This is a genomic window from Rhizobium sp. Nf11,1 (assembly GCF_050587665.1).
In the GTDB taxonomy this organism is placed as follows: domain Bacteria; phylum Pseudomonadota; class Alphaproteobacteria; order Rhizobiales; family Rhizobiaceae; genus Rhizobium.
Genome location: NZ_JBOBHU010000005.1, coordinates 208535 through 222247 on the forward strand (window position 1 = coordinate 208535; position 13713 = coordinate 222247).

Below are 13713 nucleotides of genomic sequence, written 5' to 3' on the forward strand. Positions count from 1 at the left end.
GGGAGAACAGCATGGCTTACGAGACCTTGATCGTCGAAACCCGAGGCACTGTCGGCCTCGTCACGCTGAACCGCCCGCAGGCGCTGAACGCGCTGAACTCCACTGTGCTGAGGGAACTGAAGCGGGCCTATGCCGCTTTCCATGAAGACGATGCCGTCGGTGCGATCGTGCTCACCGGCTCCGAACGCGCTTTTGCCGCCGGCGCCGACATCAAGGAGATGCAGTCGCTTCAGTTCGCCGATATCTATAAGAGTGATTTCATCAGCGGCTGGGATGACGTCGCCAAGGCGCGCAAGCCTGTCATCGCTGCCGTCAGTGGTTTTGCCCTCGGCGGTGGCTGCGAACTTGCCATGATGTGCGATTTCATTATCGCCTCGGAGACCGCGAAATTCGGCCAGCCGGAGATCACCCTTGGCGTCATTCCCGGCATGGGCGGCTCGCAGCGGCTGACGCGCGCCGTAGGCAAGGCGAAGGCCATGGACCTGATCCTGACCGGCCGCGTGATGGATGCGGCCGAGGCGGAACGATCCGGACTCGTTTCGCGTGTGGTGGCGCCCGAGCGTCTCATCGACGAGGCTTTGGCCGCGGCCGAAAAGATCGCCTCGCTTTCACAGCCCTCGGTCATGATGGCCAAGGAGGCGGTCAACCGCGCCTTCGAGACGACGCTAGAGGAAGGGTTGCGGTTCGAACGCCGCCTGTTTCATAGTCTCTTTGCCACGGACGATCAGAAAGAAGGCATGGCCGCCTTCATCGAGAAGCGCAAACCTGCCTTCAAGCACCGTTGAATCCTTTTCGGCGCTTGCTGCCGGAAAGCTTGAAAATCCGCGTTGACGTGGGCCGGCTTTAGGGTTATATGCCCGCCCACGGTTCGGAAAGCCGCTCTGGTTTTCCGCGATTGCTCCCGTATTGCTGGATTTGGTGGCCGCAGGGCCCGCGGTAATGGCGGAGTTTGTTCGAATTCTTGAGAGAGGCATCCATGGCCAATACAACTTCGGCGAAAAAAGCGACCCGCAAGATCGCCCGCCGTACCGACGTCAATAAGGCTCGTCGCTCGCGCGTGCGTACTTTCGTTCGCCAGGTCGAAGAGGCCATCGCATCCGGTGACGCCGACAAGGCGAAGGCAGCTTTCCTGGCCGCTCAGCCGGAACTCGCCCGCGCCGCCAGCAAGGGCGTGCTGCACTCCAACACGGCATCGCGTAAGGTCTCTCGCTTGGCCGCTCGCGTGAAGGCTCTGTCGGTCTCCACGACCGCGTAATAATCCATTAACGACCTCCTCGTTATGATTAGCCCGGTAATTTTACCGGGCTTTTTCGATTCCGCCGAACAACCTCTGCATGGTAAATCTCACGACTGTTTCGTGTCAGTGCCATGACATGAAAAATACTTTAAAAACAAGTACTTGCGCAAGGATGCTTTCCCGTTGCGCGACTCTGGCCCAACCTTTGCGGATCACGGGCGAGTCAAGAAGATTTTTATTTTTTTTCTTTCTTTGCGTGTCAAAATAGCCCGAATGGGGAATCTCTTTGATTCAACTGCGATTCTTTTTTGACGCTGGTGTGACGCCCGAAAAGGGCGGCCGGAGTCAATGGCCGCATCTTAATTTTGCGTAAAATTCATCGTTGATCTTGCCATTTGATCCTGCCTAAATGGCGTCCAACAGAGGGCGCGGACATCACCTGCAGAGTTCGGTCTTAACTGCCACGTCGGCAGGGCGATGAATTTGTGCCATCTGTTACGGAGCCTTGCGCTTCCGTTTTTTCAAGCACTTGACGGATTTGGGCCGTAACGTGGCTGTTACGGGGCAGGGATGTTTTGTGCCTATGGCAACCACACGTTTAACGTGAGGCTGCCGGATAGGGATAGTAATATTGCGTTCGGGCTGGTCGGCCGAAAACGAGGATTGACCGACAGCCTGGCACGGAAAGCCGATGAAGGCGCCGCATGAATGCGGTACCTGCAACGGACTTCTGTGTCGTGTTTGAGTGAACCGGCAGGCGAGTGGCTTCATGAGGATGCCGCCAGCCCGTCAAAGCGGGGAATGATCGGGCGGCTGTTTTAGCGGAGGTCGCCCGGTGGAATTGAAAGGCGGCATTATGCAGATGAATACGATGATGGCAGGCGGGCTCGACAATGGGGATGCGGCACCGCAAGCGTTCGGCTCCATGCGCCAGGAAGTGGGTGAAGCTAAGGCGGAAATGAAGCAGAGCATTTTGTTTGAGCGCGTCAGCGCGCGCTTGAAGGCCCAGGTCGGTCCTGACGTCTATGCCAGCTGGTTTGCCAGGTTGAAGCTGCATTCGGTCTCGAAGAGCGTTGTTCGCCTTTCGGTTCCCACGACCTTCCTGAAGTCGTGGATCAACAATCGTTATCTCGATCTCATCACCGGTCTGTTCCAGGCCGAAGAACCGGAAATCCTGAAAGTCGAAATCCTGGTGCGCACCGCAACGCGCAGCGGCATGAAGGCCGTCGACGAGGTGGTCCAGCCCGAGCCGGCTGCTCCCGCGCAGATGCGCCGTCCGCCGAGCGCCCAGCCGGCCGGTCAAGCCGTCCAGCAGGCAGTTTCGGCCGTTGCCGCCGCAAGGCCCGCAAGCCTCGGTACCCCGCTGTTCGGCTCGCCGCTTGACAGCCGTTTCACCTTCGATACCTTCGTGGAAGGCAGCTCGAACCGCGTCGCGCTTGCGGCTGCCAAGACGATCGCGGAAGTCGGCTCCGGCGCCGTACGGTTCAATCCGCTCTTTGTCCATTCGACGGTCGGGCTCGGCAAGACTCATCTCTTGCAGGCGATCGCCAATGCGGCGGTCCAGAACCCGCGGGCCCTGCGTGTCGTCTATCTGACGGCCGAATATTTCATGTGGCGCTTCGCCACGGCGATCCGCGACAATGACGCGCTGACGCTGAAAGACTCGTTGCGCAACATCGACCTCTTGATCATCGACGACATGCAGTTCCTGCAGGGCAAGATGATCCAGCATGAATTCTGCCATCTTCTGAATATGCTGCTCGACAGCGCCAAGCAGGTCGTCGTCGCCGCCGACCGCGCGCCATGGGAGCTGGAGTCTCTCGATCCGCGCGTCCGCTCGCGCCTGCAGGGCGGCGTCGCCATCGAACTCGACGCGCCGGATTATGAAATGCGCCTCGAAATCCTCAAGAGGCGTCTGGCCGCGGCCCGGCTCGAGGATCCTTCGCTCGAAATTCCGGCAGATCTGCTTCAGCACGTCGCCCGCAATATCACGGCCAGCGGCCGCGAACTCGAAGGCGCCTTCAACCAGCTGATCTTCCGCCGCTCCTTCGAGCCGAACCTGTCGATCGAGCGCGTCGACGAATTGCTCGCCCATCTCGTCGGTTCGGGCGAACCGCGCCGTGTACGCATCGAGGATATCCAGCGCATCGTCGCCAGGCATTACAACGTCTCGCGCCAGGAACTGGTCTCCAATCGGCGCACCCGCGTCATCGTCAAGCCGCGCCAGATCGCCATGTATCTGTCGAAGACGCTGACGCCGCGCTCCTTTCCGGAAATCGGCCGCCGCTTCGGCGGGCGCGATCACACGACCGTGCTGCATGCCGTGCGCAAGATCGAGGAGCTGATATCAGGTGACACCAAGCTTTCGCACGAAATCGAGCTGCTGAAGCGGCTGATCAACGAGTAATCGGCGGACCTGTCGGGAATTTGACGGCTGGAAGCGATTCCAGCCGTTTTCCTTTATAAGCCTTTTATTCTATACCTCCCCACGTCCAAGAAGAGCGCCGAACGGCGCATGGGAGGGAATGAATGAGTTTCGAAAAGATCGCCGTTCTCGGCCTCGGCAAGGTCGGGCGGCTGGCGGCAACGCTTTTGCATGAAGGCGGCTTCAAGGTCATTGGTGTCGATGCGCAGCTGCCCCTGGGCGAGCTGCCCTTTACATGCCGCGCAGGCGACATATCCGATCCGCAGGTGATCGGCGAACTGCTCTCGAACGTTGAGGCGGTGCTGTCTTGCTTGCCCTATCACCTGAACATCGAGCTGGCTCGCGCTGCCCATCTTGCCGGCATTCATTACTTCGATCTGACGGAAGACGTCCCAACCACCAATTTCATCATCGAACTGTCGAAGACCGCCCGCGGACTGATGGCGCCGCAATGCGGCCTGGCGCCCGGTTTCGTCGGCATCGTCGGCGCAAGCCTGGCCGACGGCTTCGATCGCTGCCGATCGATCCGCATGCGCGTCGGCGCCCTTCCGCAGCATCCGACGGGTCTTCTCGGCTATGCCTTCAACTGGTCGCCGGAAGGCGTCGTCAACGAATATCTGAATGATTGCGAGGTCATCGAGGGCGGCGTGCGCAAGCTCGTCTCGCCGATGGAGTGGCACGAGACCATCTATGTCGGTGGTGTCAAGCTCGAAGCCTTCACGACATCGGGCGGCCTCGGCACCATGTGCGACACCATGCTCGGCACGGTTGACAATCTCGACTACAAGACCATGCGTTATCCCGGCCATATGGAGCTGATGAACTTCTTCTTCCATGAGCTCTTGATGCGCGACAAGCGCAAGCTCGCCGGCGAGATCCTGACCAATGCCAAGCCGCCTGTCGAAGACGATGTCGTCTACGTGCACGTGGCCGCGGAAGGCACGGAGAACGGCAGCCTGCGTCGCAAGGAATTCGTGCGCGCTTATTACCCGATCGAGATCGCCGGCGCCCGCCGCACAGCGATCGCCTGGACGACGTCGGCCTCGGTCGTCGCCGTCATCGAGATGGTCCGCGATGGTCTCCTGCCGGCGACCGGCTTCCTGCACCAGGAACACATTCCGCTGGAGATGTTCCTGAAAACGCCGACCGGCAGCCTCTTCAAGGCGGGCGCCACCAGCCACGGCTGAGAAGGTTTTTCGGCGCGGGCAGCAATATCATTACCGCGCCGGAACTCTTATGGGTGTCAGCAGGCGAGATCGGCGACGACGGAATCGAGGATCAGCATGCCCGATGGCGTGCAGCGCAGCCGCGAATTGCCGATCCGCTCGACGAATTTATGTTCGAGCAGGAATTCCTCGCGTTTCGGGTCGAGCTCACGGCCCGAAAGCTGCTGCCAGCGGGCGAGATCGACGCCTTCCCTGAGCCGCAGTCCCATCAACAGCAGTTCGTCCGACTGTTCGTCGAAACCGAGCCGCTCCTCATCGAGAATGCCGTGGCCGTCGCGCTCGACCATCTCGAGCCAGGCTTCCGGCTTGCGCTCGGTCGCCGTCGCGAGCTTCTCATGCCCACGCGTCAGGCGGCCGTGCGCGCCCGGACCGATGCCGGCATAGTCGCCGTAACGCCAGTAGGTCAGGTTATGGCGGCTTTCGGCACCCGGCCGGGCATGATTGGAAACCTCGTAGGCGGGCATGCCCTCACGCGTCGTGATCTCCTGCGTCGCCTCGTAGAGCAGGGCCGATTGCTCGCCGTCCGGCACGATCAGCTTGCCTGATTTATGCAGACCGAAGAAGGGCGTGCCTTCCTCGATGGTCAGCTGATAGAGCGACAGATGGTCGACCGCATAGGAGATCGCTTCCTTCAGTTCCTTCTCCCATTCCTCGACTGTCTGCTCCGGCCGGGCATAGATGAGGTCGAAGGACATGCGCGGGAAGATCTCGCGCGCCAGCCGGATCGCCTTCAGCGCGTCGGCGACGTCATGCAGCCGGCCGAGGAATTTCAGATCGCGGTCGTTCAGCGCCTGTACGCCGAGCGAGACACGGTTGACGCCGGCCGCGCGGTAGCCGCGGAACCGTTCGGCCTCGACGCTCGACGGATTGGCTTCCATGGTGATTTCGATGCCGGCGGGCACATGCCAGTGCCGCGCGATGCCGTCGAGAATGGCATCGACCGTTTCCGGCTTCATCAGCGATGGCGTGCCGCCGCCGAGGAAGATGCTGGTCACCGTCTTCGGCCCGCTCATTGCCCGAACTGCCGCCATCTCCTTCAGAAAGGCCGATGCAAAGCGCTCCTGGTCCACCGGCTGATGGCGTACATGGCTGTTGAAGTCGCAATAGGGACACTTCGCCGCGCAGAAGGGCCAATGCACATAGACGCCGAAGCCGGGCTCGCCGGTATCGGGCAGCAGCGCGGCGTCGCGCGAGAGGCTTGGCGTATCGAAATTGCCCACGAACAGACCTTATGCCTCCAGGCAGGTTTCGACGAAAAGTTTGAAGGCACGGGCCCGGTGCGACAGCGCCTGCGGCTTGCCGAGGTTCCAGCCGTGCTTCTCCTCGCCGCTCATTTCGCCGAAGGTGACGTCATAACCCTCGGGCTGAAAGACCGGATCGTAGCCGAAGCCTTGCGTGCCGCGCGGCGGCCAGACGACATGGCCTTCGACCTCGCCGCGGAAAAGCTCGGTATGCCCGTCCGGCCAGGCAAGGCAGAGCACGCTGACGAAACGCGCCCCGCGCTGTTCAGGCGTCGTTGCGCCGGCATCCTGCAGCGCCTTTTCCACCTTGGCCATCGCCATGTCGAAATCGCGCGTGCCGTCTGCGGTCTCCGCCCAGTTGGCGGTGTAGACGCCGGGATCGCCACCGAGCGCGTCGACCACCAGCCCGGAATCGTCCGAAAGCGCCGGCATGCCGGCGGCATTGGCCGAGGCCACCGCCTTGATCGTCGCATTCTCCTCGAAGCTCGTGCCGGTCTCGTCAGGTTCGACGAAATTCAGTTCGGCCGCGGATTTGGCGGTGAAGCCAAGCGGCCCGATCAATTCCTGGATCTCGCGGATCTTGCCGGCATTGTGGCTGGCGACGACGATTGTTTTGGTTTCGAGCTTGCGCATTCAGATATCCTGTTCGAGGCCCCAGATTTTTGCCTCCGCGCATTCCAGGCTGTTGCCGGCAGGGTCGCGGAAATAGATCGAGCGGCCGCCATTTGGCCAGTGCACCTCGGATTCGATCGCGACATCAGCCGCCTTCAGCCGTTCGGCCATGGCATCGATATTGCGGCCGGACACACGAAAACAGGCATGGCCCTGGCCGGTCGCCCCGTGCGGCGGCACCTGCAGCGCGTCGGGTGCCGGCGGCTTTATCGTTTCCTCGGGGTTGAAGATGAGGAGAACGCCTGGCCCACAGCGGAAGAAGACATGCCGGTTGCCGGCGCGGGAGATCTTTTCAAGCCCGAGAACGCCCTCGTAGAACGTCTCGGCCTGATCGAGATCGCGCGCATAAAGCGCCGTTTCCAACATGCCTTCCAGCATGGCATTCATCCCGCAATCGCCTCTTTCTGCAGGGTGACGAGTTCGCTGATGCCGTTCTTGGCAAGCCGCATCAGAGAGCTGAATTCCTCTTCGCTGAACGGCGTGCCTTCGGCAGTGCCCTGGATTTCGACGATGCCGCCGGCGCCGGTCATGACGAAGTTCGCATCGGTCTCGGCAGAGGAATCCTCAAGATAATCGAGGTCGATCACCGGCTGGTTGGCGAAAACGCCGCAGGAGATGGCGGCGACATGATCCTTCAGGACCCGGTCGACCTTGATCATGTTGCGGCTTTCCATCCATTTCAGGCAATCGTAAAGCGCGATCCAGCCGCCGGTGATCGAGGCCGTCCGTGTGCCGCCATCGGCCTGGATGACGTCGCAATCGAGCGTGATCTGCTTTTCGCCGAGCGCCTGCAGATCGACGACGGCGCGCAGCGACCGGCCGATCAGCCGTTGGATTTCCTGCGTGCGGCCGCCCTGCTTGCCGGCGGCGGCCTCGCGTTTCATGCGCTCGCCGGTCGCCCGCGGCAGCATGCCGTATTCGGCCGTGACCCAGCCCTTGCCGGTGTTGCGCAGCCATGGCGGCGTCTTTTCCTCGAGGCTTGCGGTGCAAAGCACATGCGTATCGCCGAATTTCACCAGGCAGGAGCCTTCCGCATGCTTGGAAAAATTGCGCTCGAACGAGACCTTGCGCATCTGGTCGGTTTTTCTGCCTGAAGGCCGCATTCTTATCTCCTGGAGTTGCTGACCGCTTCTACGATTGGCGGCGCTCATTTGCAAATTCCCTTTTGCCACGCGTGCGAGTTTGACTATATTTTCGGGAGCATCATCAGCGTGGGTTCGAGAGGTTCATGGGCATCAGGTCGACGTCGGTTTCGGATGCCGTTGCTGCGCTGGACGAGCGCTCCAGAGAAATTTTTCGCCGCATCGTCGAAGGTTATCTCGAAAGCGGCGAGCCGCTCGGCTCGCGCAATCTGTCGCGCCTGTTGCCGATGTCACTCTCGCCGGCGTCGGTGCGAAATGTCATGAGCGATCTCGAGGAACTCGGTCTCATCTATTCCCCCCATGTCAGCGCCGGCCGGCTGCCGACCCAGATCGGGCTGCGCTTCTTCGTCGATGCCTTCATGCAGATCGGCGATCTCTCCGCCGAGGACCGCGCCAGTATCGACCGCCAAGTGCGGGCCGAAAGCGGCGGCAATCCGGTGGAATCGATGATGAACGAGGCGAGCCGCATGCTTTCCGGCATCTCGCGCGGGGCCGGCCTCGTCATCACCTCGAAAAGCGATCCGGTGCTGAAACATGTCGAGTTCATCCGGCTTGAACCGACAAAGGCGCTCGCCGTGCTCGTCGGCGATCACGACCAGGTGGAAAACCGTATCATCGAACTGCCTGCCGGCATCACCTCCTCGCAGTTGACGGAGGCGGCGAATTTCCTCAACGCGCACATGTCTGGCCAGACGCTGCCGGAGCTGCGCAAACAATTGAGCCGTTTGAAGGATGATGTCCGCCACGAACTCGATGCGCTCTCGCGCGATCTTGTCGAGCGCGGCATCGCCGTCTGGGCCGGCAGCCCGGAGGAGGGAAAGCCCGCCCAGCTGATCATCCGCGGCCGCGCCAACCTGCTCGAGGGCCTTGCCGGCGCCGAAGATCTCGACCGGCTTCGCATGCTGTTCGACGATCTCGAAAAAAAGGACAGCCTGATCGAGCTTCTCAACCTGGCCGAAAGCGGTTCGGGCGTGCGCATCTTCATCGGTTCGGAAAACAAGCTCTTCTCGCTGTCCGGCTCGTCGCTCATCGTCGCGCCCTATCGCGACGATGATGACCGGATTGTCGGCGCTGTCGGCGTCATCGGCCCGACGCGGCTCAATTATTCCCGCATCGTGCCGATGGTGGATTACACCGCTCAGCTCGTCTCCCGCCTGTCGCGCAATCCGCTTTGACATCATCACTGAGGAAGCGCGGAATTTTCGCTTCTTCGTCACGCAGACTTGATTTTTTCCGGCCAAACCTCGATATCGGGCGCATCTGAAAATACCAACCGGAGACCGTCATGACCGATGAAACGACGAAAAACGGACCTGACGCAACTGCGGCCGATGCCGCAGCCGACGCTGCCGTCAACGTCGAGACTGCCACTGTCGAGCAGGAGGAGGCCAAGCAGCCGGATCCGCTCGAGCTTCTGAAGGCCGAGAATGCCGAGCTGCGTGACCGTTATCTGCGACTTGCCGCCGAGATGGATAATCTGCGCCGTCGCACCGAGCGCGAGGTGAAGGATGCAAAATCCTATTCCGTCGCCGGTTTCGCTCGCGACATGCTCGCCGTCTCGGACAATTTGCGCCGGGCGCTGGACGCCATCTCTCCCGAGGCCAAAGCCACGGCCGACGCCGGCCTCACCACGCTGATCGAAGGTGTGGAAATGACCGAGCGCTCGATGCTCTCGGCGTTGGAGCGACACGGCGTTCGCAAGCTGGAGCCGGTCGGCCAGAAATTCGATCCGAATTTCCATCAAGCAATGTTCGAGGTGCCGAACTCCGAAGTGCCGAACAATACCGTCGTCCAGGTCGTGCAGGCCGGCTTCACCATCGGCGAGCGCGTCCTGCGCCCGGCCATGGTCGGCGTCGCCAAGGGCGGCCCGAAACCGGTCGAGGCCGAAGCCAATTCCGTCTTCGACGAGAAGGACGCCTGAGGTCGTTTCGCTCTTCGGAGAAGCAAAGAATAATCAGATGCGGGCGAAGCGCTCGATCAGGAGATCGAAGAAACCGTCCGCATCGACGTAACGCATCACCTTGGCGTTGCGCTTGCGGTCGGTCACATGCCACCAGTCGACGACGGTCATGCCGGCCGTAAGTTCGGACCGGACCTCGATCTCGACATTGCAGTCCCGGCCCTGGAAAAGTTCCGGCTTCAGCAGATAGGCGACAACCGTCGGGTCGTGCAACGGCCCGCCGTCTGAGCCGTATTTCTCGATATCGAAGCGTTCGAAGAATTCCAGCATTTCGACCATGGCCTTAACAGGCGCCGTGCCGATCTCAGCCATGCGTTTGACCCGGTCCTTGCGGGTCAGCAGCTGGTGGGTCACGTCGAGCGGCATCATCACGATCGGAACGCCCGAGCGAAAAACGATATCGGCCGCCTCGGGATCGACATAGATGTTGAATTCGGCGGCCGGCGTAATATTGCCGCCCTCGAAGAAGCCGCCGCCCATCATCACCAGCTCGCGAATGCGAGCAACGATGTCGGGCGCCTTCTGGAAGGCCATGCCGATATTGGTGAGCGGCCCGAGCGTGCAGAGCGTCACCGTGCCTTCCGGCTCGCGGCGCAGCGTCTCGATAATGAAATCGACGGAATGGCCGGGTTGCAGCGCCATCGTCGGTTCGGGCAGAACAGGGCCGTCGAGGCCGGTCTTGCCGTGCACATGTTCTGCCGTCACCAGCTTGCGGGCGATCGGCTTGTCGGCGCCAGCGAAAACCTTCACATCCGTGCGGCCGCAGAGCTCGCAGACGATGCGCGCGTTGCGGCTGGTGAGAGACAGCGGCACGTTGCCGGCGACCGTCGTGATTCCCAGAACCTCGAGCTCACCCGGGCTGCCGAAAGCCAGCATGATGGCGGCCGCGTCGTCCTGGCCGGGATCGGTGTCGATGATGATCTTTCTCGCGCTTGCCATTCCAATCGTCCCGTTCTCGCCACGCCGCTTATCCCGCCGGGCACCATTTCTTCATTTCCCGTCACAAATCGGCACATTCCGCGCGGGCATGTTTTGATGCGAGGCAGCAGGTCCTTTGTCAAGCAAGGAGGCAGAAGCCGCCATTCCAAAAGTGACAAATGTTTAAATCGGGGAGGGCGCGCGCGCCTTGCAGCGCCGTGATCATGCCCCCATATTAGCGGCATCCGGATGCTGCACTTTTAGGTCCGGGATGGTCGCTTGCATCAAGGACTTGAAAAGAGATGAGCCGCATTACCCCTTTCGCCAGCCCTCTGCTTCTGGGCTTTGACGCCATGGAAAAGACGCTGGAGCGCCTTTCCAAGGCGAGCGACGGATACCCGCCTTACAATATCGAACGCATCGCCGCCGACAGCGGCGCGCCCGAGCGTCTGCGCATCACCCTTGCCGTTGCCGGTTTCAGCGAGGAGGAGCTTGATGTCTCCACCGAGGAGAACCAGCTTGTCATCCGCGGCCGTCAGGTGGAGCAGGGCGAGCGGGATTATCTCTATCGCGGCATCGCCGCCCGCCAGTTCCAGCGCACCTTCGTGCTGGCCGACGGCATGCAGGTATTGGGCGCTGGCCTAAAGAACGGTCTGCTCTCCGTCGATCTAATTCGACCCGAACCCGCCCGCATGGTCAAGAAAATTAACATTTCGGTTTCACAGTAGAACAACGGTTTGTCGAACCGTTGGTCCCTTCTTCCGGAGGAACAGGAATGTTGATGAAAGAAGCCACGTCTCACTTGACCAAATCCGAGCTTGCCCACATCGGCAACGGCGAGGTTGCCTACATCAGAAAGATGCGCACCGAAGAGGTCGCCAAGTGCTTTCCAGAGGCGCCGGATATCGATCCGAATGTCGATCTCTGGGCGCTCTTCGGCGCCGACGGCACGCCGATTCTGCTGACGGACAACCGTTCCAGCACCTTCTTCAAAGCGGCCGAGGACGAATTGAAGACGGTCAGCCTGCACTGACCGTCAAGACCGTCTGCTACGTTTCACTGCTTGCGGTGCACGGTCGCTCTATTCGATTTCGCTGCCGTCCGGACGGATTTCGCGACATTATCGCCAATCGAACCACGGCGTCAGCAAGCCCGTCTTGCGCCGATAGGCTTCATATTCGGGTGCCAGCGGTGATAGGGCGAATTTCCTCTCCTCGTTGCGGGCTGCAATCACGTAGACAACGGTAAAAAATAAGACCGGCAGGATCGACCATATCGACCAAGATGCCAGCGCCCACCCCGACCAGAAGAGCAGGTAGGACGTGTAAAAAGGGTGCCGCAGGTAGCGATAGGGACCGTCGGTGACAAGACTATCTGGGTGATCGAGGGTGAACACAAAGCGCAACCTGGCCTCTCGCGACGCCGACACCGCCCACCAGAACAAGACCGCCGACCCGATTTCAAATCCCAGTCCGACGACCTGTACCCATAGCATCTGCGCCTCGGACCAAACCAGGTACAGGAAAAACGCCGTCGTCGCGATGACGACGACGGTGATCAGCTTTGCTCCGGCTTCCATCTTCGGCGAGTTGAAGTGGCCTCGCAACGACCACGCGTAGAACCCGACGACACTCAGGCTGGTGATCGAAATAACAATGTCCAGAATAAATTGCATCGTGATGCTCACCGTGAAAGGTTGGTTGCAATTGCTGCTGCGACAGACCTAACCCGTATACAACGCCAAGGCAAATGGTTGTGTATTGATGCGTAACCGCCCCGAAACGTGTCGTGATTGCACGACCTGGTTCAGATCTGGTTTACGATGATCATGCACCTGCCATAGATATTTTCGTGCAAGACTTTGGCTGCGCGTTAGGGGTCGCAGTTTATGGACATGTTTCACTGTACAATCGACACCAGCCACGGCGCTGTGCGCATCAGTGACACTATTGATGGCGCTGCACCACTGGTTATGATACACGGTTCGGGCAGCTCACGGACGGTCTTTTCACAGCAATTACACAGCCATTTGTCCCGGAATTGGCGTCTGATTGCGCTCGATCTTCCGGGACATGGCGAATCGAGCGACGCTCGAGATCCGCAGTCAACTTACACCGTCACCGGTCTTGCCGACTGCATAGGAGAGGTGGCAGCCCGCCTGGGGCTCCGTCGCTTTCCCGTGCTGGGATGGTCGCTTGGCGGTCACGTCGCGATTGAGATGGCGGGCAGCAGCAACGGCGTTTCGGGCCTGATGTTGTGCGGCACGCCACCGATCCACAGCGGTCTCCTCGGAATGCTGCGGGGATTCCATCCATCATTTGATATTCTTCTGGCATCAAAAGAGAACTTTACATCGCGTGATGTGGAGCGGTTTCAGTCTCTTTGCTTTGGAGACACGAGCAACCCCTCCTTTCGCGATGCCATAGCGCGCGCGGACGGGAGACTAAGGAGCGTTTTTTCTCGCGCAATGTTGCGGGGGCAGGGCGTGGATCAGCGCCGCACCGTCGAACAGGCTGATATACCCATTGCTTTTGTGAATGGATCTTATGACCCCTTTGTCAAACTCAGCTATTTTTCGGGCCTGAACATCCAGTTGCTCTTCGAAGGCAAAGCGCATGTAATAGAAGGGGCTGGACACGCGCCCTTCTGGGAAAAGCCGGAGAGCTTCAACTCGATGCTCGACCGGTTCCTGAACACAGTCGCCGCTCATGAAGCCAATACCGACCTGAAAAATCAACACTGTCGCCGCAGTGGAAGCCAGATATAGGATCATCATTTCGGCACATGACATGCTCCCGGTCATTTTCTCCCTTCCATTTGAGCGGAGGGTGGCCAGCACGGAAATAGTCGCGTCAGCGGCAATTGCAACCGTTCCACGGCGGAACTCTACGC

Annotated in this window: 15 protein-coding genes; 9 read left to right on the forward strand and 6 right to left on the reverse strand. The window is 60.4% G+C overall.

The genetic code is table 11. The annotated features are described in order from the left end of the window. The first annotated feature begins 11 nt into the window (after nucleotides 1–11). The 4 genes from ACQ7C1_RS10420 to ACQ7C1_RS10435 all read left to right on the forward strand — a co-directional run bounded on the left by ACQ7C1_RS10420 (nucleotide 12) and on the right by ACQ7C1_RS10435 (nucleotide 4849). Nucleotides 12–785, forward strand: a complete 774-nt coding sequence (locus tag ACQ7C1_RS10420; protein WP_097599461.1) for an enoyl-CoA hydratase — start codon at nucleotides 12–14, stop codon at nucleotides 783–785. A gap of 191 nt (nucleotides 786–976) precedes the next feature. After that, nucleotides 977–1255, forward strand: a complete 279-nt coding sequence (rpsT, locus tag ACQ7C1_RS10425; RefSeq protein WP_064800423.1) for a 30S ribosomal protein S20 — start codon at nucleotides 977–979, stop codon at nucleotides 1253–1255. Between the two features lie 838 nt (nucleotides 1256–2093). Next, on the forward strand, nucleotides 2094–3644 hold the full coding sequence (dnaA, locus tag ACQ7C1_RS10430; RefSeq protein WP_430958280.1) for a chromosomal replication initiator protein DnaA: 1551 nt from the start codon (nucleotides 2094–2096) through the stop codon (nucleotides 3642–3644). Between the two features lie 122 nt (nucleotides 3645–3766). Then, nucleotides 3767–4849 (forward strand): saccharopine dehydrogenase C-terminal domain-containing protein, encoded by a 1083-nt coding sequence (locus tag ACQ7C1_RS10435; RefSeq protein ID WP_430958220.1) that lies wholly within the window; start codon nucleotides 3767–3769, stop codon nucleotides 4847–4849. Nucleotides 4850–4905: 56 nt separating this feature from the next. Here the strand turns inward: ACQ7C1_RS10435 and hemW are convergent, their stop codons facing one another. Genes hemW through rph form a run of 4 tightly spaced genes read right to left on the reverse strand, consistent with a single transcriptional unit; the run spans nucleotide 4906 to nucleotide 7904 of the window. Beyond that, the gene (hemW, locus tag ACQ7C1_RS10440) at nucleotides 4906–6108 is read right to left on the reverse strand and encodes a radical SAM family heme chaperone HemW (protein ID WP_430958221.1); all 1203 of its coding nucleotides are present in this window, start codon (nucleotides 6106–6108) and stop codon (nucleotides 4906–4908) included. 9 nt (nucleotides 6109–6117) lie between these two features. Continuing rightward, nucleotides 6118–6762 carry an RdgB/HAM1 family non-canonical purine NTP pyrophosphatase gene (gene rdgB / locus ACQ7C1_RS10445; RefSeq protein ID WP_085776708.1) on the reverse strand — a complete coding sequence of 215 codons (645 nt, stop codon included), beginning with the start codon at nucleotides 6760–6762 and terminating at the stop codon, nucleotides 6118–6120. Next, complete coding sequence (locus ACQ7C1_RS10450; protein ID WP_430958222.1) at nucleotides 6763–7188, reverse strand: VOC family protein; 426 nt, start codon at nucleotides 7186–7188, stop codon at nucleotides 6763–6765. Further along, nucleotides 7185–7904, reverse strand: a complete 720-nt coding sequence (rph, locus tag ACQ7C1_RS10455) for a ribonuclease PH (RefSeq protein ID WP_085776710.1) — start codon at nucleotides 7902–7904, stop codon at nucleotides 7185–7187. Before rph ends, ACQ7C1_RS10450 begins: the two co-directional genes overlap by 4 nt. 125 nt (nucleotides 7905–8029) lie before the next feature. Between rph and hrcA the strand changes: the two genes are divergently transcribed. Together hrcA and grpE are read left to right on the forward strand one after the other, a co-directional pair. Beyond that, on the forward strand, nucleotides 8030–9118 hold the full coding sequence (hrcA, locus tag ACQ7C1_RS10460; protein WP_085776711.1) for a heat-inducible transcriptional repressor HrcA: 1089 nt from the start codon (nucleotides 8030–8032) through the stop codon (nucleotides 9116–9118). A gap of 110 nt (nucleotides 9119–9228) precedes the next feature. Next, the gene (gene grpE / locus ACQ7C1_RS10465) at nucleotides 9229–9864 is read left to right on the forward strand and encodes a nucleotide exchange factor GrpE (protein ID WP_085776712.1); all 636 of its coding nucleotides are present in this window, start codon (nucleotides 9229–9231) and stop codon (nucleotides 9862–9864) included. Between the two features lie 33 nt (nucleotides 9865–9897). On the opposite strand, the gene ACQ7C1_RS10470 is transcribed toward grpE, so the two are convergent. After that, nucleotides 9898–10842 (reverse strand): nucleoside hydrolase, encoded by a 945-nt coding sequence (locus ACQ7C1_RS10470; RefSeq protein WP_097599457.1) that lies wholly within the window; start codon nucleotides 10840–10842, stop codon nucleotides 9898–9900. Between the two features lie 281 nt (nucleotides 10843–11123). Between ACQ7C1_RS10470 and ACQ7C1_RS10475 the strand changes: the two genes are divergently transcribed. Continuing rightward, entirely contained in the window at nucleotides 11124–11549 is a 426-nt protein-coding gene (locus ACQ7C1_RS10475) for an Hsp20 family protein (RefSeq protein WP_221113132.1), read from the forward strand. A gap of 47 nt (nucleotides 11550–11596) precedes the next feature. Beyond that, the gene (locus tag ACQ7C1_RS10480) at nucleotides 11597–11854 is read left to right on the forward strand and encodes a DUF1150 family protein (protein WP_008524631.1); all 258 of its coding nucleotides are present in this window, start codon (nucleotides 11597–11599) and stop codon (nucleotides 11852–11854) included. Between the two features lie 87 nt (nucleotides 11855–11941). Here ACQ7C1_RS10480 and ACQ7C1_RS10485 read toward each other — a convergent pair whose 3' ends face one another. Further along, nucleotides 11942–12496 carry a methyltransferase family protein gene (locus ACQ7C1_RS10485; RefSeq protein WP_430958223.1) on the reverse strand — a complete coding sequence of 185 codons (555 nt, stop codon included), beginning with the start codon at nucleotides 12494–12496 and terminating at the stop codon, nucleotides 11942–11944. Nucleotides 12497–12709: 213 nt separating this feature from the next. Between ACQ7C1_RS10485 and ACQ7C1_RS10490 the strand changes: the two genes are divergently transcribed. After that, nucleotides 12710–13588: an alpha/beta fold hydrolase gene (locus ACQ7C1_RS10490; protein WP_430958224.1), complete on the forward strand. Its 879-nt coding sequence runs from the start codon at nucleotides 12710–12712 to the stop codon at nucleotides 13586–13588. Nucleotides 13589–13713 lie beyond the last annotated feature (125 nt).